Origin of the sequence: Amycolatopsis sp. NPDC051903 (assembly GCF_044452505.1) — a bacterium.
Taxonomy (GTDB): Bacteria; Actinomycetota; Actinomycetes; order Mycobacteriales; family Pseudonocardiaceae; genus Amycolatopsis.
This window is the reverse complement of the sequence record NZ_JBITBT010000001.1, coordinates 66,809-84,717: the sequence shown is the minus strand read 5'-3', so window position 1 is coordinate 84,717 and position 17,909 is coordinate 66,809. Positions and strand designations below refer to the sequence as shown.

General features: G+C 69.3%; 17 protein-coding genes. 9 read left to right on the top strand and 8 right to left on the bottom strand.

The features are described 5' to 3' along the window. The first annotated feature begins 2 nt into the window (after positions 1-2). Positions 3-371, top strand: coding sequence for a DUF742 domain-containing protein (locus ACIA77_RS00480; RefSeq protein WP_395883615.1), 369 nt, complete (start codon positions 3-5; stop codon positions 369-371). Beyond that, positions 352-942, top strand: coding sequence for a GTP-binding protein (locus ACIA77_RS00475; protein ID WP_395883614.1), 591 nt, complete (start codon positions 352-354; stop codon positions 940-942). The genes ACIA77_RS00480 and ACIA77_RS00475 overlap by 20 nt, the downstream gene beginning before the upstream one ends. A 65-nt stretch (positions 943-1,007) precedes the next feature. On the opposite strand, the gene ACIA77_RS00470 is transcribed toward ACIA77_RS00475, so the two are convergent. Together ACIA77_RS00470 and ACIA77_RS00465 are read right to left on the bottom strand one after the other, a co-directional pair. Next, positions 1,008-2,381: a tryptophanase gene (locus ACIA77_RS00470; RefSeq protein WP_395883613.1), complete on the bottom strand. Its 1,374-nt coding sequence runs from the start codon at positions 2,379-2,381 to the stop codon at positions 1,008-1,010. A 45-nt stretch (positions 2,382-2,426) separates the two neighbouring features. Next, complete coding sequence (locus ACIA77_RS00465) at positions 2,427-3,503, bottom strand: tryptophan dimethylallyltransferase family protein (protein ID WP_395883612.1); 1,077 nt, start codon at positions 3,501-3,503, stop codon at positions 2,427-2,429. A gap of 403 nt (positions 3,504-3,906) precedes the next feature. Between ACIA77_RS00465 and ACIA77_RS00460 the strand changes: the two genes are divergently transcribed. After that, positions 3,907-4,827: an SAM-dependent methyltransferase gene (locus ACIA77_RS00460; protein WP_395883611.1), complete on the top strand. Its 921-nt coding sequence runs from the start codon at positions 3,907-3,909 to the stop codon at positions 4,825-4,827. A gap of 152 nt (positions 4,828-4,979) precedes the next feature. On the opposite strand, the gene ACIA77_RS00455 is transcribed toward ACIA77_RS00460, so the two are convergent. The 3 genes from ACIA77_RS00455 to ACIA77_RS00445 all read right to left on the bottom strand — a co-directional run bounded on the left by ACIA77_RS00455 (position 4,980) and on the right by ACIA77_RS00445 (position 8,587). After that, entirely contained in the window at positions 4,980-6,290 is a 1,311-nt protein-coding gene (locus tag ACIA77_RS00455; protein ID WP_395883610.1) for an MFS transporter, read from the bottom strand. Positions 6,291-6,322: 32 nt separating this feature from the next. Next, complete coding sequence (locus ACIA77_RS00450) at positions 6,323-7,648, bottom strand: MFS transporter (protein ID WP_395883609.1); 1,326 nt, start codon at positions 7,646-7,648, stop codon at positions 6,323-6,325. A gap of 168 nt (positions 7,649-7,816) precedes the next feature. Then, positions 7,817-8,587 (bottom strand): IclR family transcriptional regulator, encoded by a 771-nt coding sequence (locus tag ACIA77_RS00445; protein ID WP_395883608.1) that lies wholly within the window; start codon positions 8,585-8,587, stop codon positions 7,817-7,819. A gap of 114 nt (positions 8,588-8,701) precedes the next feature. Here ACIA77_RS00445 and ACIA77_RS00440 point away from each other — a divergent pair, with 114 nt between their 5' ends. The 6 genes from ACIA77_RS00440 to ACIA77_RS00415 are packed head-to-tail and all read left to right on the top strand — an operon-like array spanning position 8,702 to position 15,169. Next, positions 8,702-9,313: a CoxG family protein gene (locus ACIA77_RS00440; RefSeq protein WP_395883607.1), complete on the top strand. Its 612-nt coding sequence runs from the start codon at positions 8,702-8,704 to the stop codon at positions 9,311-9,313. Further along, positions 9,310-10,197, top strand: coding sequence for an FAD binding domain-containing protein (locus ACIA77_RS00435; RefSeq protein WP_395883606.1), 888 nt, complete (start codon positions 9,310-9,312; stop codon positions 10,195-10,197). The genes ACIA77_RS00440 and ACIA77_RS00435 overlap by 4 nt, the downstream gene beginning before the upstream one ends. Then, a complete protein-coding gene (locus ACIA77_RS00430; RefSeq protein WP_395883605.1) occupies positions 10,151-12,472 on the top strand; it encodes a xanthine dehydrogenase family protein molybdopterin-binding subunit in 2,322 nt (773 codons plus the stop codon). Before ACIA77_RS00435 ends, ACIA77_RS00430 begins: the two co-directional genes overlap by 47 nt. Further along, positions 12,469-12,948 carry a (2Fe-2S)-binding protein gene (locus tag ACIA77_RS00425; RefSeq protein ID WP_395883604.1) on the top strand — a complete coding sequence of 160 codons (480 nt, stop codon included), beginning with the start codon at positions 12,469-12,471 and terminating at the stop codon, positions 12,946-12,948. Before ACIA77_RS00430 ends, ACIA77_RS00425 begins: the two co-directional genes overlap by 4 nt. Further along, entirely contained in the window at positions 12,945-13,730 is a 786-nt protein-coding gene (locus ACIA77_RS00420; protein ID WP_395883603.1) for an alpha/beta fold hydrolase, read from the top strand. Before ACIA77_RS00425 ends, ACIA77_RS00420 begins: the two co-directional genes overlap by 4 nt. Beyond that, positions 13,727-15,169 (top strand): UbiD family decarboxylase, encoded by a 1,443-nt coding sequence (locus ACIA77_RS00415; protein ID WP_395883602.1) that lies wholly within the window; start codon positions 13,727-13,729, stop codon positions 15,167-15,169. Before ACIA77_RS00420 ends, ACIA77_RS00415 begins: the two co-directional genes overlap by 4 nt. A gap of 341 nt (positions 15,170-15,510) precedes the next feature. Here ACIA77_RS00415 and ACIA77_RS00410 read toward each other — a convergent pair whose 3' ends face one another. The 3 genes from ACIA77_RS00410 to ACIA77_RS00400 form a co-directional block, all read right to left on the bottom strand. Continuing rightward, entirely contained in the window at positions 15,511-16,230 is a 720-nt protein-coding gene (locus tag ACIA77_RS00410; RefSeq protein ID WP_395883601.1) for a maleylpyruvate isomerase N-terminal domain-containing protein, read from the bottom strand. An 81-nt stretch (positions 16,231-16,311) separates the two neighbouring features. After that, entirely contained in the window at positions 16,312-17,067 is a 756-nt protein-coding gene (locus ACIA77_RS00405) for an alpha/beta hydrolase family protein (protein WP_395883600.1), read from the bottom strand. Between the two features lie 89 nt (positions 17,068-17,156). Next, on the bottom strand, positions 17,157-17,900 hold the full coding sequence (locus tag ACIA77_RS00400; RefSeq protein WP_395883599.1) for a hypothetical protein: 744 nt from the start codon (positions 17,898-17,900) through the stop codon (positions 17,157-17,159). Positions 17,901-17,909 lie beyond the last annotated feature (9 nt).

Genomic DNA, 17,909 nt, shown 5'->3' with positions numbered 1-17,909 from the left:
GCATGACTGACGACAGCTGGTACGACGAGGCGGCGGGGCCGCTCGTGCGGCCCTACACGATCACCAGCGGCCGCACCCCGTCCGAAGGTGCGCAGCTCGACGTTTCCACGCAGGTGATGACCCTGCAAACCGGCCAGGAGCCGACGGGTCTCGGTCCGGAGCACCTCGCGATCACCCGGCTGTGCCGGCGGCCGCTGTCGATCGCGGAGATCGCGGTGTACGTGAAGCTGCCGCTCGGGGTCGTCCGCGTGCTGTGCGCGGACCTGATCGACAGAGGTCTCGTGATCACGCGGTCCCCGTCCCACCAGCCGGCGCAAGCGCCGGACCACGAAACTCTCCAGGCGGTTCTCGATGGCCTCATCAAGCTCTGACGGCAAGGGGATCGACTCGGTCCCGACCCCGGTCAAGATCATCATCGCGGGCGGCTTCGGCGCCGGGAAGACCACCATGGTCGGCTCGGTCAGCGAGATTCCGCCGCTGTCCACCGAGGAGGTGCTGACCGAAGCCAGCCACGGCATCGACGACCTGTCCGGGGTGGAGCGCAAGAAGACCACGACGGTCGCGCTGGACTTCGGCCGGATCACGATCTCGCCGCGGCACGTGCTCTACCTGTTCGGCACCCCCGGCCAGGAGCGCTTCTGGTTCATGTGGGACGACCTCGCGCGCGGCGCGATCGGCACCATCGTGCTCGTGGACACCCGTCGCCTGGAGACCAGCTTCGCCGCCGTCGACTTCTTCGAGCGGCGGCGGATCCCGTTCATCGTCGCGGTGAACTGCTTCGACAACGCACCGCGCTACACCGCCGACGAGATCCGTGAGGCGCTGGTCGTGCCCGACGGCGTGCCGATCGTCATGTGCGACGCGCGGCAGCGGGACTCGAGCAAGATCGCGCTGATCCGTCTGGTGAAGCACGCCATGACGGTGGTCCCGCAGCCCGCGTGACGTCCGCTGGGGGGAGCCGCGTCGCCGCGGCTCCCCACGAAACTGTCCGATGTGGATGGACGAGGTCAGGCCACCGGTGCCATCTTCAGGTTGAAGTGGCGCAGGATCTTCGGGGCGTCGACGATCCGGTAGCCCGGCACGCTTTCCGGGCTCTTCGCGATGTCACCCAGGATCTCGGCGACGTAGTCGTAGTGGCCCCGGGAATAGGTCCGGCGCGGCAGCGCGAGGCGGACGAGCTCGAACGGTGCCGGCGTCACCAGTTCGTTGTTCTCGTCGAGCTCGCCGATGTAGAGCGAACCCAGCTCCGCGCACCGGATCCCGCCCGCCAGGTACAGCTCGCACGCGAGCGAGTGGCCCGGGAAGCGACCCGCGGGCAGGTGCGGCAGCAGGCGGCCGGCGTTGAGGTAGAGCGCGTGGATGCCCGGCGGCTGCACGATGTCCACGCCCGCGTCGTTCGCGAGCTGCGCCAGCCGCGCGGCTTCACCCGCGCGCGCCTCGAGGTAGTGCGGGTCGAGCACCTCGCGCAGGCCCTGGGCGAGGCGGTCGAGGTCGTGGGCGCCCAGACCGCCGTAGGTGCGGAACCCTTCGGTGGCGATGAGCAGTGCCTCGCACCGCTGCGCGAGCTCGGGATCGCGCAGGCCGATGAACGCACCCATCGGCGAGATGCCGTCCTTCTTGAGGCTGGCCACACAGCCGTCGACGAGGCCGAACGCCTCCTCGGCCACCTCGCGCGGCGTCTTGCCCGCGTAGCCCTCCTCGCGCTGCACCACGAGCCACGCGTTCTCCGCGAACCGCGCTGCGTCGAGGAAGATCGGGACGCCGTGCGCCCGCGCCAGCCGCGCCGCGGCGGTCAGGTTCGCCATCGACACGGGCTGGCCGCCACCGCCGTTGTTGGTGATCGTGACGAGCACCATGCCGACGCGGCCCGCGTCCGGCCCCGTGAGCAGCTGCTCCAGGAGGCCGAGGTTGATGTTGCCCTTGAACGGTTCCAGGCTGTCGAGGTCGCCGAACTCCGCGCACGGCAGGTCGCGGGCCTCGGCGCCGAGCAGCTCGACGTTGGCGCGGGTGGTGTCGAAGTGGGTGTTGCTCACCGAGATCTTGCCCGGCCCCAGCACGTTCGAGAACAGCACGCGCTCGGCCGCCCGGCCCTGGTGCACCGGCAAGAGGTGCGGGTAGTGCGTGAGCTCGCTCAGGGCCTCGTGGAAGCGGTAGAACGACTCGGAGCCCGCGTAGGAGCGGTCCGCGGCCGCGGCCGCGGCCTCCTGCCTCGCGGAGACCGCGCCGGTCCCCGAGTCCGTGAGCAGGTCGATGGAGACCATGTTGGCCGGCAGGTTGAACGCGTTGTAGCCGGCCGCGGCGAGTGCACGCTCACGCTCGGCGCGGGTGGTGACCGGGATTTCCGACACAACCTGGGCACGATAGGGCGGGAAGGTCCGCATCAGGTGTTTCCTCCACTGTCTGGTGTCGGTGAAAAACTACCGCAGTCAGGAAACCAGTCCGAGGACCGGCCTCTTTCGAGCAGGCAGAACCCGATAAGCCTCTGATGACAGGTAGACGGTGATTCCCGAGCCGAATTCCCCCATTCTCAGAGCGACGTGCGCGATCAACCCGACACCAGCCTGCAGTGGTCGCTGCGAAACCGCTGCCAGGGCTTTGTCCAGCTTTGTCCCGTCGAAGCCGTACTGCGCGAGAACAGCGTGCGCGCGGGCGCTCGCCACTTCGTCGTCGGGCACGTAGCTGCGAATGGGAAGATAGACGCTGTAGTTGGCCGGCCGAGCGCCCGAGCCCTCCACGAAAGAATAACTCGAGACCAGCGGCCTGCCTTCGAACGGACCTTTCCCGCCGCCCAGCACGGCGAGGAATTCGCGGATCAGCAGTGGGTCGGTACCGGCCACCAGTTCCGCCGCGACTTCGGCGTCGGCCGAATCGGCGGCGTCGTGCGACACGTACACCTTCACCCGCGAGAGCGGGTCGTCGTCGAGATCGAGGGCGAAGAACGAGAAGTTGTCGCGCTCGCCGCGGCGCAGCGCGTGCTCGATCATGGGGTCGAACGCGTCGGCGATGTTCAGCCTACGCAACCCTTCGCTGACCAGCGAATCTGCCATCTTCGGGCCGCTGATCTGCGGGTTCAGGTAGACCTTGATCTTCGGCTCGCGGCCCGGCCGGAAGATCAGCGAGTACCACAGCGTGAACGGCCCCTGCCGTTCCTCGTGCGGCAGGAAGAGGTCGGCCACGGCGTCGAGCCGGTCGGTGACCAGGCCGTACTCACCGGCCACGCGGTCGAGGAACTCCCGCGGGGTCCCCGACCCGACGGTCTCGCCGAGGACCCGTACCACGCATTCGCCCGTGGAATCGAATGCCACCGAGAATTCGACGGGGGTTGTGTCGTCCGCCACATTCGAAGGGAATGCCGCCGGCTCTGAAATGCTCTTTTCTCCGTGGGCACCCAGTAGCCCCCGGAGAAGGTCCAGGTGACGGCCTTGGGCGTCGTCGAAACCGACTACCCGGCAAAGCCGGTCGAGTTGTCCGCTGGTATGGGTGTACATCGACAAATCAGCCATCGACACACTCGTTCCGACCATGGCTCAGTATTCACCGTTCATTCGTGCGTTCGGCCCAATCGGCCACCCCGTCTGGCGGACAGACAAGAGAACCGTCGAACAGATTAGTCGGGTGAATACTGCACCGCTACGGCTGACGGGGCGGATCCGGACCGGAAAAGCCGTGTCTGAGTGTGCACGTGGCTCGAAGAGTTCACCTGAACAACGCATCGACACAGCCAGGTAATACGAGGTAGGTGGACTCGACCACGTGGGCCCTGCCTGCTACTGCAGTCACAGTCCGGCGTGTTCGAGGTGCCTTCGCTCGGACTCGCTCGGCGTGCGCCGTGCCGAGCGCAGCAACGCGGTGCTGCGCCGAGCTCGCCGGACGCCGGGGTGTGGGTAGCTCGCTTGGCGGCTGGACGTGGTTCCGGTGTCGGTGCGAGCATCGGCGGCGCAAAGCGGCGGGGCAGAAGGGGCGCAGGTGACTTCAGTAACCAACGGTAGCGGAATCGAAAAGACTGTGCGTGGCTACTACGACGCGGCGATCGATGCGTACTCCGTGATGATGCCCCAGGACTCCTGGCATCACGGCGACGAACGTGCTCACGAGGCCGGACTGTCCTCTGAGGAGGCTGCGCTGGACATGCAGCGCCAGCTGGTTGCCGCCGCCGGGATCACGGCCGGTGACCTGGTGCTCGATTTCGGCTCCGGGGTCGGCGGCGCAGTGGTCAGCATGGCGGAGATGACGGGCGCTCGGTTCGTCGGCATCTCGAACAACGACGCGCTGACCGCGAAGTCCCAGCGGCTGGCTGCGGCGCACGGCTTGGCGGACAAGGTTTTCTTCCACTCGGTGGGCGACCTCGAGTACCGGACCCTCGGGGCGTGGCCGGATGCCGCGTTCGCGGCCATCACCTACCAGGAGTCTGTGGTCCACCTGCCGGACAAACAGGCGTTCTTCAACGCCGCGTTCCGGGTCCTGCGCCCGGGCGGGACCCTGGCCGCCGTGGACTGGATCCAACGGCCGTGGGGCGAACACCTCAGTCCTGAGCAGATCGAGGCGGTGATGGCGCCGGTGAACCGGGGGTTCTGCATTCCGGGCCACGCCACCGTCGAGCAGTACCGGGACATGCTCGCGTCGGCCGGGTTCGACGTCCGCGAAGCGATCGACCTGTTCCCGTCCGGCCCCTGCTGGGGGTCGACGCCCGAGGACGAACGGGAAAAGTGGCTCACCTACGAAGGTGACCGGAATGACCTCTTCCACGACGGGAAGGTTGCTCTCGACGCAGCCCGGGCCGCGGGCGTCTTCTCGGTGGCCAAACTGGTCGCGACCAAGCCCGCCTAGCGTCGCCCTGGCACCGCGAAAAGCGCCTGGAGAACGACGAAGAGGGCCAGGTCCGCACCAGGGACCTGACCCTCTACGCCGATTTGGCCTCCACAGCACACCAACGCCGTGCTGCGGCTACAGACCTACTGCTGAAAGCTCGGGAACGCCGGCTACTCGATGGCTTCGATCCGCCGCCCCGTCGAGTCCGGGGCGGCAAGCGACAGCACGGCGGCCGCGACGGGGCCGACGATGCCGAAGGCCAGTGCGAGGGGCACGGTGCCCGCGATGGAGAGGGCGACGAGCGGGAACAGGCCCGCGCCGAAGCCGCGGCCGGCGTAGTAGCTGAGGTTCGAGCCGGTGGAGCGGACGCGCGTCGGGAAGAACTCGGCCATCCAGACGCCCAGGACGCCGAAGCCGCTGGCTGCCGCGGCGCACATCATGAGGGCCCAGAAGGTGGGCGAGACCCAGAAGTTCGGACCGATCTTCGCGCTGTGGGTGACGACGAGGATCAGGAACCAGGCGAAGCCGATGATGCCGAACGCGCCGGCCACGAACATGGCCCACTTGCGCTTGATCGTGTCGGACAGCATGCCCGCGAGCGGGTAGGTGACGGCGGTGACGATGAGGTTCAGCAGCACGATCAGGCTGGCCGTGCCCAGCGGCACCTTCTCGACCTTGATCAGGAACGTCGAGAGGTACGAGATCATCGAGTTGGTGGTGAGGAACAGGGCCGTCGCGATGCCCATGAACAGGATGGTGCCGCCCGCGTAGCCCTTGCGGAACAGGTCGACGATCGGGACCTTCGTGCGTCGCAGGTGCTCGGGCACGCGGCCCTCGCGCAGCTCCTTCTGGTAGGTCCGCCACTGCTCGGACTCCGGCAGCATGATCGCGGAGAACACGCCGATCAGCAGGGTCACGACGCCGATCACGATGTAGCCCGCGCGCCAGCCCGACGCGGTGCCGAACTGGACGATGCAGAAGTAGATGACGCCCTCGGTCACGATCTGCCCGACGATGTACATCGACTGGATCGAGCCGCCCATCAGGCCGCGCTTGCGCGTCTTCCAAGCCTCCGCGAACATCGAGTAGGACAGGCCGAACAGGCCACCCATGCCGACGCCGGCGAGCAGCCGCGTGAGCAGGAACAGCAGGTAGTTGGGCGCGAGCCCGCCGAGCAGGGCAGCGAGGCCGAACACGACCACCGAGCCCGTGTACGTCCAGCGCCGGCCGTAGAGGTCACCGAGCCAGCCGACGAGGATGCCGCCCGCGATCGACGCGAAGCCCTGCAGCGTGGCGACCTGCACGATCTGGATGGTGCTGACGTGCAGGCTCTCCGACAGGTACGCCAGCGGGTACCCGACGAGGTTCAGCTCCGCACCGTCGAACAGGGTGCCGAGGAAGGCGAAGATCAGGATGCGCGCGGTGGCCGGACGCAAGCCGGTCCCGCCGCCGGTCGGCGCGTTGATGCGGACGGTCGACATTCAGGGGCCTTTCACGGGGGAGGGAACAGCGGTCAGTCGGGGAGCTGCTGACCGCGGGTTTCGGGGCAGAACGGGGCGACGACGAGGCCGAGGATGTAGATCAGGCCGACGACCGTCGCGGCGACGCCGTACCCGCCGAGCTTCGAGATGATCGCGCCGGCGGTGAGGGGCCCGAGGAACGCGATGAAGCGCGCCGCGTTGAAGACGAACGCCGCGCCGGTCGCGCGCAGGTGCGTCGGGTAGAACTCCGGCAGCCACACCGGCATCCAGGTGTACTGGCCGAGCGTGAAGAACCCGTTGACCACGAGCACGACCACGATCAGACCGAGGCTGTGGGTCCACAGGAACAGCACGGGCGTGAGCACCAGCGACGCGCCGAAGAACAACAGCACCGCCGGTTTTCGGCCGAACCGGTCGGCGATGAAGCCGAACGCGATGTAGCCGGCGATGGCGCCCGCGTTGTAGATCATCCCGGCCGCGCTGGCCCACGACTGCCCTGATTCTCCGTTGTGGGCGGCCTGCGAAGCGACGTACGCGGGCACCCAGGTGGAGATGCCCCACCAGCCGAGTGTGGTGACCAGTGACATGAGCGACCCGAGGATGGTCAGCTTGCGCAGCTTGGGGTCGACCATGATCTGGCGCAGCGTGAGCCGCGTGAACGACTGCTCGTGCTCGGTGAGGTTCTTGTCCTTGCGTTCCTTCAGCGCCTTGCGGCGCTCGTGCGCGGTCTTCCAGTTCTCCGACTCGGGCACCGACTTGCGCAGCCACAACGCGAACAGCGCCGGCAGCACCCCGATGAGGAACATGTACCGCCAGGAGTCCGCGCCCAGCGGAGCGATGAAGAGCCAGCAAGCCGACGCGATGAAGAAGCCCAGCCCGAGACCGCACTGCATGAGGCCGGCGGCCTTGGCCCGCGCGTTGGCGGGCCAGGTCTCGGCGACCAGCGACGTGCCGGTGCCCCACTCCGAACCGAGCGCGAACCCGGTGATGAAGCGCAGCACCAGGAACGACGTCCACGACCACGACGCCGCGGTGAGGCCCGTGAACGCCGCGTACATGACCATCGACGTGAGCAGCGCGCGGCGCCGGCCGAAGTAGTCCGCGAAGACGCCACCGAGGATGCCGCCGAAGCCCCAGCCCAGGAGCGTGACGGCGATCGTCGCGCCGGTGAGGAAGGCGACCTGGCTCGCGGGGGCGCCGGGGTCGAGCCGCTTCAGGACGACCGCTGCCGTGAGGATCAGCGCGTACGTCTCGAACCCGTCGAACAGCCAGCCGAGGTTGGCCGCGATGAGCGACCGCCACTGCGTCCGGGTGAGAGCACGGGTCCAGGTCGTGGGTTTGACGGCGACGTCGCTCACGGCCATCTCCTTCCGGGCCGCCCTGGGCCGGATCGGGACTGGAGTACGGGACAGGATGTCCTCTATCTAGGACATCGAGTCCCGCATGCGGCACATTAAGCGAGCCGGTCGACGGCGGTCAAGAATCGTGTGACCAGGCAAGATCGGAATTGCTCCGCAAATGCGGAACTATTCTTCGTTTTTCTCCGCACCTCCGGTGCGATCTGTGATCCTGAGCCCGCATTCGCGGATCAACGATCCATGTTGATCCACAGTGGATTCGTTCAGTTCCGAGGAGAACGCGAGCGTGCAGACGACCATCGACACCCGGCCCTGCGGGTCGAACACCGGCGCCGCCACACCCGACTGACCGAGGTCGAACTCCCGGACGCTCACGGAGTACCCGCGCTTGCGGGTGGCCTCGAGCTCGTCGCGCAGCCGCTCGCGCGTGGTGACCGTCTCGGGCGTGAACCCCTCCAGCCCGTAGCGTTCGGCCAGGCGCTCGACGTTCGCCGGTTCGTCCCACGCGTAGAAGGCGCGCATGATCGCGGGCGCCGAGAACGGGAACGTGTCGCCGATGCCGACGGTGATGCGCACCCCCTTGCCGCGGTCGCCCTTCGCGAGCACCGAGTACTCGGCGGGTCCGTGGCGCTGCACGGCGAAGACGATGAAGCCCGTGCGCTGGCTCAGCGAATCGAGCTCCTGCTGCACGATGTCGGTCATCCAGTCCTCGGACACACGTGACATCGACAACAGCCGCGGGCCCAGCGTCCAGCCGCCGCGATCGCCGCGCGTCGCCGTCCAGCCGGCCCGCTGGAGCGTGCCGAGGATGTTGTAGGCCGTGCTGCGATTGAGGCCCAGCTCCTCGATCAGCACGCCGGACGACACGGGTTCGGGCCAATCGCGGGCAATCCGCTCCAGAAGCCGCACCGCGTTCAGCACCGCAGGAACGTCGCTCACCTTCGTCACCCCTCGCCATTCTGCTTCAGCGCACGGTAGCCGAGCTCTTTTCGAGTTCGCCAGGACCGTGTTAACGTCCTCTAGAGCAGACACTAAGTCCTCTATGGTGGTCATATGAAGCTTGGATCCTCCTTTGTCGTCCCCGCGGACCACAAACGCGTGTTCGCGCACTTCCTCGATCCCGACACGATGCGGGTTTCGATCCCGGGCGCCGCGGAACTCGTCCGGACGGACGAGACGCACTACCGCGGCAAGCTCGTGAACGAGATCGCGCACGTGAAGTTCAGTGCCGGGTTCTCCGCCGAGATCACGAAGCTGGCCGAGCCCGAGGAGGTGCTCGCCCTCCTCAAGGGCGAAGACCACCGGCTCGGCAGCTCGATCAAGATCGACGCCCGGCTCGCGGTCGCACCCGACGGCGACAACTCCTCCACAGTGGAGTACAGCCTCGACGTCGCGATCTGGGGCAAGATCGGCCGCATGGGCGAGTCGATCGTGCGCCGGCGCTCGCAGGAGGTGGAGCGGGAGTTCGTGGCCGCCTTCGCCGAGATCTGCGCCGCCGGCCCGCCCGGCCCGGACAACCCCGGTCTGAAGACGGTACTCGCCAAGCGCGAAGCACCGGCCAAGAAGAAGGCGGCTCCCGCGGAAGCCGGCTCCGGCGCGGCCGCACCCGTGCGCGAGTCGTGGTGGCGCCGCCTGCTCGCCAAGCTGTTCGGCGGTAAGAAGTGACGGCCTACCACTACACCACCACGCTCGAGGAGACCTGTGCGCTCCTCGACGACGGTGAGGACACGATGGTCTACGGCGGCGGCACGGCCGTGCAGATCCTGCTCAAGCAGGGCGTGCTGTTCGCCACGGACCTGGTCGACATCGGCGGGGTCGCCGGGCTCGACCAGATCGAAGAAACGTCGAAGGGCCTCCGGGTCGGGCCCCTGGTCACGTTGCGGCGCATGGAAACCAGCCCGGTCGTGCAGCGGGTCGCCCCGCTCGCGGCCGAGGTCTACGGCCGCGTCGCCAACCCGCGCGTGCGCAACACCGCGAGCGTCGCCGGCAACATCGCCCACGGCGACTACCGCCTCGACCCGCCGACGGCGCTGATGGTGCTCGACGCGACGGTGGAGATCACGTCGCGCCGCGGCTCGCGCAAGGTGCCCGCGCGCGAGTTCTTCGTCGACTTCCAGCAAACCGCGCTCGAGCACGGTGAACTGGTGACCGCGATCGAGATCCCGAAGCAGCCCGAATCCGCGGGCGCGCACTTCGCGAAGCTGTCGAGCCTGGCGGCCAACGACTGGCCCGCGGCGTCGGCGGCGGCGCTGGTGGTGGAGGGTTCGCGCGGCAAGCGCGAGGTCCGCCTCGGGCTGGGCGCGCTCAGCCACGTGCCGGTGTTCCTGCAGTTCGAGACGACGGCCGACACGTCCGTCGACGCCGTGGTCGAGGCGGCCAAGGAAGCCGCTTCGCCGCTGCTCGAACCGATTCCCGACGTGCGCGGGAGTTCTGACTACAAGCGGCGCCTCGGCCTCGTGGCCGTGGAAGAAGCCGTGCGCAACTCTTGGAAGGAGGGCAGCGATGACGACCGTCGAACCTCGTTCTTCGGCCGGCGCCGCCGTCGGTGAGCGCTGGGCCCGCGTCGACGGGCGGGCCAAGGTCCGCGGTGAGTACCGCTACGCCGCCGACCAGCCGATCCGGCCGTGCCTCGACGTGGCCGTGCACCGCAGCACCCGCCCGCACGCGAAGATCACCGCCATCGACACGAGCCAGGCGCTCGCGGCCGAAGGTGTGGTCGCCGTGGTGACCGGCGAGGACCTGTACGCGGAGTTCGGCGACCGGCTGATGACCGGCCCGGCCTTCTCCGACCAGCCGTGCCTGGCGCACGGCAAGGTGCGCTACGTCGGCGAGCCGATCGCCGCCGTGATCGCGCACAGCGTCAAGCAGGCGCGTGAAGCAGCCGAGCTCATCGAGGTCTCCTACGACGAGCTCGAGCCGATCCACGACGTCGACAAGGCCGTGCAGGGCGCGCCGTACGTGCACGACGAGCTCAAGCCCTCGATCGTGTTCGGCGACCTCAAGCACCTGCGCGGCATCCGCGACACGAACGTGAACTACGAGTTCAACCTGCGCCGCGGCGACCCGTCGAGCGTCTCCGGCACCACGGTGTCGTACGACTTCTGGTGCCCGCCGACCCACCATGTGCCGATCGAGCTGCCGTTCGCGTCCGCGTGGTGCGAAGGCGACCGGCTGGAACTGCTGGCGACCACGCAGACACCGTCGTACGTGCGGCAGTCGCTGGCCGACCTGCTGGACCTGCCGCTCAACCGCGTCCGCGTGCGCACCGCGCCTCTGGGTGGAAGCTTCGGCGCGAAGATGTACGACCGGCTCGAACCGCTGGTCGCCGCGCTGGCGTGGACGCTGAAGCTGCCGGTGAAGATCACGGCGACTCGCGAAGAAGCGTTCCTGCTGACCACGCGCCACGGCTGCGCGGTCGCGGGCAGCATGACGGCCGACGAGAACGGCATGATCGTGGCGTCCACTTCGGACGTGCGCTACGACACCGGCGCCTACGCCGACGTCGGTCCGCGCATCACGGCGAAGTCGGGCATGGTCGCGCCCGGTCCGTACAAGGTCGAGAACGTGTCCGTGAAGTCGCGGTGCGTCTACACGAACAAGCCTTCGGCCGGTCCGTTCCGCGGGTTCGGTGTGCCGCAGGTGACGTGGGCGCACGAGTCGCTGGCCGACGAGCTCGCTCGTCAGCTCGGTGAGGACCCGGTGGAGTTCCGCCGCCGCAACATGCTGCGCGAGGGCGACACCGCGCCCGTCGGCACGCCGATGCACAGCGCCGACTTCATGGGCAGCATGGAGGCCGTGGCCGAGGCCATCGGCTGGGGCACGCCGTTCGTCAAGCAGGAAGGCCGGCTCGTGCGGGGCCGCGGCATCGCGGTCGGGGTGAAGGCGGTGCTGACGCCGACGATCTCCAACGCCGTGGTGCAGCTCAACCAGGACGGTTCGGCGTCGCTGCTGATCAGCACGATCGACATGGGCCAGGGCAGCGACACGATCATGGCGCAGATCGCGGCCGAGGTGCTCTGCCTCGACGAGGGTGGCGTGCGCGTGATCCAGGCCGACACCGACGTGACGCCCTACGACACGATCACCGCCGGCAGCCGCTCGACCTACCACACCGGCAACGCCGTGCGCCTGGCCGCCGAGAACATGCGCGACAAGCTCGTGGCGCTCGCCGCGGAGCGCTTCGGCGTGGCGGAGACGGACATCAAGCTCACGTCCGACGGCCTCGTCAGCGCGCAGACGCAGGAGACGGTGTCGATCTCGGAACTGCTGCACGGCCACTTCGGCGCGCGCGGCACGACGCTGACGGCCGAGGCCAACTTCACCACGTCGTGGCAGCCCTACGACAAGGAGACCGGCCAGTCACCGCAGGTCACCGAGCACTGGTTCGCCGGTGCGGCCGCGGTGCAGCTGACCGTGGACACCGGGACCGGGCGCGTCCACATCGAGCACCTCGCCGTGGCCGGTGACGTGGGCCGCGCGATCAACCCCGCGATGGTGGAGCAGCAGCTCTCCGGCGCGGCGATCATGGGCATCGGGCACGCGCTGTTCGACCAGATGGTGTTCGACGAGGGCCAGATCGTGAACGGCACGCTGCTGGACTACCAGCTGCCGTCCATCAAGGACATGCCGGACAAGCTCACGCCGATCATCATCGAAAGCCCGCACCGCACGGGCCCGTTCGGCGCGAAGGGCGTCGGCGAGACCACCATCATCCCGCTCGCGCCGGCCATCGCCAACGCCGTGCGCGACGCGACCGGCGTCCGCATCACGACGCTTCCCCTGACGCCGGAACGGATCCTGACCGCGCTGGAGGAGCAGGCATGAGGGAGATCGAGCTGAAGGTCAACGGCCTGCGCCGCAAGCTGGGCGTGGCCGACGACGAGCTGCTGCTCGACGTGCTGCGCCGCGAGTTCGGCACCACGAGTGTGCGCGAAGGCTGCGGCGTCGGCGCGTGCGGCGCCTGCACGGCGCTCGTGGGCGGCAAGAGCGTGTCGACGTGCCTCTCGCGGGCGGCGCGGTTCGACGGCGCCGAGATCACCACGGCCGACGGGCTGCCGCGCGACGACGAGGTCGTCGAGGAATTCGTGGAGAACCGCGCGATGCAGTGCGGTTACTGCATCCCCGGGTTCGTCATGATGGCGCACGAGCTGCTGAGCGAGAACCCGCAGCCGACGGACGAAGAGGTCGTGGAGCACCTGGAGGGCAACATCTGCCGCTGCGGCACGTACTCCGAGATCCACGCCGCGATCAAGGCGGCGGCCGTGCGCCGCGCCGCCCGCAACGAAAGGGCCACCGCGTGAACGTCGAAACCCCGCAGGGCACCCTGCACGTCCACCGGACGGGAACGTCGGGGCGGCCGTTGCTGCTGCTGCACCCGCTGGCGCTGTCCGGCGCGGTGTGGGACCCGGTGGCGCGGTTCTTCGCCGACCAGGCGCAGGTGCTGGCGCTGGACGCCCGCGGTCACGGTGCGTCGACCTGGGACGGGAACGACTTCACCGTCGCGGACATGGCGGCCGACGCGGCGGCGGTGATCGAAGCCGCCGGTGCCGGCCCGGCCGACGTCGTGGGGCTGTCGATGGGCGCCAGCACGGCGCTGACCCTGGCGGCGGCGCGGCCGGACCTCGTGCACCGGCTCGTGCTGGCCGACGGCACGGCGTACTACGGCGATGACGCGGTCGGAGTGTGGGCCGAGCGCGCGGAACGCGCGACGACCGTCGCGCGGAACAAGCAGCTGGACTTCCAGCGCGACCGGTGGTTCGCCGCGCCGTTCCTCGAGCAGCACCCCGACGAGGTCCAGCGCGTCTGCGAGATCTTCCTGAAGACCGACTCGGCCGCGCACGGTGCGGCGTGCCGGGCGCTCGGCGGCCTGGACGCGCGGGCGCAGCTCGGTGACGTGACCGCCCGGACGCTCGTTCTCGTCGGCGAAGAGGACTACGCCACGCCGCCGGAGATGTCGCAGGCGCTGGCCGACGGGCTCCGCGACGCGGAACTGCGCGTGCTGGAGAAGACGCGGCACCTGAGCCTGCTGGAGCGGCCCGACCTGTGGCCGGAGCTGGCCGAGTTCTTCGGCGGTTCGAAGTGACGGAACCCCTCCTCAGCCTGCGCACGCACCTCGACGCGATCACGAGCTACGGCGAGCTGCGCGACGTCAAGGGCGCGAACTGGGACCTCGAGCTGGGCGGGCTCGCCGAGCTGAGCTACCGGATGGACCCGCCGCCGGCGTTGCTGTTCGACGACATCACCGGCTATCCGAGCGGCCTGCGCGTGCTCACCGGCAGCACGGGTTCGCCGCGCCGGCTGGGCCGCACGCTGCGGCTCGGCGAGGACCTGGACGACGTGGGCGTGGTCGACGCGCTGCGGGGCAAGCCCTCGCAGTGGGCCGCGGCGGCCCGGGACTTCCCGGTGCTGCCGGTCACGGACGCGCCGTTGCTGGCCAACGAGGTGCCCGGCGACAAGGTGAACCTGCTCGACTTCCCCGTGCCGCGCTGGCACGCGGACGACGGCGGGCGGTTCATCGGCACGGGCTGTTTCGTCGTGACGTCCAACCCGGACACCGGCGTGCACAACGGCGGGTGCTACCGGATGGAGGTGCAGGACGACGGCCGGGGCGTGACCGTCGCGATGGTGCCGGGCAAGCACGGTGACCAGAACGTGCGGCGCTGGTTCGAGAAGGAGGGCCGCGCGCCGGTCACCGTTTCCTTCGGGCACGACCCGCTCCTGCTCGTGCTGGGCGGCACGGAGGTGCCGGGCGGGATTTCGGAGCTGGAGTACGCGGGCGCCGTGCTGGGTTCACGCGTGCCGGTCGTGCTCGGGCCCGACACCGGCCTGCCGATCCCCGCGGGCAGCGAGATCGCGATCGAGGGCTGGCTTCGCCCGGACCTCCAGCGCGACGAGGGCCCGTTCGGCGAGTGGACGGGTTACTACTCGGGCAAGCGCCGGCCGAACCTGGCCATCGACATCACGCGCATGTACTACCGCGACAGCCCGATCCTGCTGGGCGCGCCGCCCGGGAAGCCGCCGCACGACTACTCGTACATGCGGACCGTGATGAAGTCCGCGATGATCCACGACGAGCTCGCCGCCACCGGCGTCCCCGGCGTCGTGAAGGCCTGGGCCCACGAATCCGGCGGCGGCCGGTTGTTCATCGCGGTCTCGCTGCAGCAGAAGTACCCCGGCCACGCCCGCCAGGTCGCCTACCTCGCCGCCCAGTGCCCCGCGGCGGCCTACATGAACCGCTACGTCGTGGTCGTGGACGACGACGTGGACCCCGCCGACCCCGACGAGGTCATCTGGGCCATGTCCACCCGCAGCGACCCGTCGCGGGACATCGAGGTCATGAAGCAGACGTGGGGCAGCAAACTGGACCCGCTGTTCGTGGAGGGCTCAGCCGCCTACAACAGCCGGGCCATCGTGGACGCCTGCCGCCCCTTCGAACGCCTGGACTCGTTCCCCAAGGTGGCCTCCAGCGACCCTGCCTTCCTGACCGAACTGGCCGACAAGTGGCGGGACGTCCTGCGCTGACGCTCCGCCCTCTCCCCGACGCCCGGCCTCGCCGGGAGGTGCCACGGCACTCCCCCGGCGAGGCTGGGTTCCCACCACGAACACCACGGGTTCAGACCAACGGCGCTTACTCCACGTATTCAGCCTCCGGCCGGGTACCCAACCCAACCCTCCGCACCCACACCCTCCCCCGCACCACGATCCCCGCTCCCCACACGGTCCGGAACCCGTTGTCAAGGTACGCTTTCCCGCCTTGACAACGGGTTCCGGACCGTAGTGACAATCAAAAATCGGGGTGCCCACCCACCCCACCCCGGGCGCAACGATGCGCTCCAGCGCATCGAGCCGCCCGCGACCGCGAACTAAAACCCCGGAAACAACCCCCGAAGCTCCTCCACCGTCGCCCCACTGACCTCCACCACGTCACCAGGCCGATTACGCCCGTAGACGAGCCTCACCACCGCTTCGTCGCCAGGACCGGTCGCCGTGAAGGTCACCCCACCCCCACCGACCTCAAGCCGACCACCACGAAAATCAACCACCCGCGAACCCAACCCCTCCCGCACTCCGGCATCGTGAAACCGGCCGGCCACCAGCCCCAGGCGCTCCCACAACAGATCCACCTGGTGCACAAGGGCCCCGGAGTCGAGCACCACCTCGACGTCCCAGCCGTGCACAGCCTGTTCGGACAACCGGTACCCCGCGTACTCATCGAGACTGAGCGGACCGGCGAAGTACGGAACCACCACGTCCGCGTCCACCGCGGACAACAACCGGCGATGAACCTCATCCGCCTCGGCCCAAACCGTCCGCTGCTCAGCACCACTCAGCGCGTCCCACTTCGCCCACACCGGTTTGGTGTCCTCCTGGCTGGGCGGGGTGAGGTCACCATCGGCGCCTCGTCGCACGAGGCCCGTGCAGATCTCGGCCGCGCTCCCGAGGTGCGAAAGCACCTGCGCGAGGCTCCAGCCCCCGGGTTTCCCGAAGGCGGGCTGGTCGAGCTGCCGCACCGGCAGGTCTTGGACGATCTTGAGGAGCCGCGCGGACGTGTCGTCGAGGGCGGCGAGCCAGGAATTGGTCACGCTCGTAGCCAACCGCTGCTGCGGCGCGAACGGTCCCGACGCGCCAGACGCGTCGCCGGGAGCGGCCATAAGGCGGGCTTTTCAGACGTACCGCTTCGCCCAGGTGGCGAGGATTTCAGCGGCGAAGACGGCGTCATCGCGATCGGTGAGCAAGTGGTCGGCGCCGTCGAGCGCGATGAACGACTTCGGGTGCCGCGCCGTGTCGAAGATCAGCCGCGCGTTCTCGACACCGACCTCGGCGTCCACCGGCGAGTGCAGCACCAGCAACGCCGCCCGGAGCTCGCGGATCCGCTCGGCCTGCGGCTGAGCCGCGATGTCCGCCAGGAACTCCTTCCGGATGCGGAACTTCCGCCCCGCCAGCACGACGTCCGCCTCACCGCGCAGTTCGATCTCGTCGCGGCTCCCGGCGAAGTGCTTCGCGACGTGCTCGGGATCCGCCGGCGCCGCGATCGTGGCCACGGCCTTGACCTCCGGCACCGCGTGCCGCGCCGCCAGCACGGCGGCCCCGCCGAGCGAGTGCCCGACCAGCAGCTTCGGCGCCTCGTACGCCGCCCGCAGGTGATCGGCCGCGGCAACCAGATCGGCCACGTTCGAGCTGAAGTCGGTGTTGCCGAAGTCGCCCTCCGACCCGCCCAGCCCGGTGAAGTCGAACCGCAGCACGGCGACCCCGAACTTCATCAACCCGCGCGCGACGCGCGTCGCCGCCACGACGTCCTTGTTGCAGGTGAAGCAGTGCGCGAACAGGGCGTACGCGTGGGGCTCACCGTCGGGCAGCTCCAGCCGGGCCGCCAGCGGCGTGCCCTGCGACCCCGGGAACTCGACCTTCGCGCTGCCCATGAACCCTCCCCGCCGACGGCTGCAGTGGATCACACCACGCCCTCTGCCGCGGGGTCGAGAACGGGTGACCGAAAGGACAGCGGATCAGGTCAAGCCCGGCACTCGAGGGCCGGGTCGACGAGCGCGACGAAGGTGACCTCGGGCCCCTCGGCCGTGAAGTCGTAAGCCCAGCCCGGGTGGCCCGGGACCGGCACCGCGAAGTGACCGGCCGGCGTCGGCTTGAGGCCCTTCGCGTCGTAGCGGCGGTGCACCTCGGCCAGCGGCGTGCCCGCGCCGACCCCCTCCGGCGTCTTGACCTGCGGCGGAGCGACGATCGCACGCAGCTTGTCACCGAGGAACACCGCACCGCCGGTGGCCGCGAGCTCGGCGGCACGGGCTTCGCGCAGCTCGGCGACGGCGGTGATCGCGGACGCGGCCTGAGCGCTGAGCTTGGCCGCGGCAGCTGATTCGGCGGCCGACTTCGCGTAGTCCTCGGCCGTTCCGCGCAAACCCGGGTCCAGGATCTTCGAGTCGGCGTCCTGCGCCTTGTGGTTCAGGTCGTCCGCCTTCGCGACGGCGACCTGCTCGGCCTCCAGTGCCGTGGGATCCGGCGCGGGACCGCCCGCGAACGCGTACGACAGGCAACCGTCGAGGCCGGACATCGGCTGCGCGGCGAGCTTGGCGCCGGTCGACGCCTTGGTGACGCCGAGCGTGAGGCCGCGCAGGCCGTCCGGGCCCAGTGTCTCGGGACCCGCCGGCTTCGCCCCCGCGCCGGCGGGTCCGCTGCTGTCGATTCCGCTGCTGCACGCCGCCAGCACCACGAGCAGCGCAGCACCGAGCACGACGATCCGCATGAAGTTCCC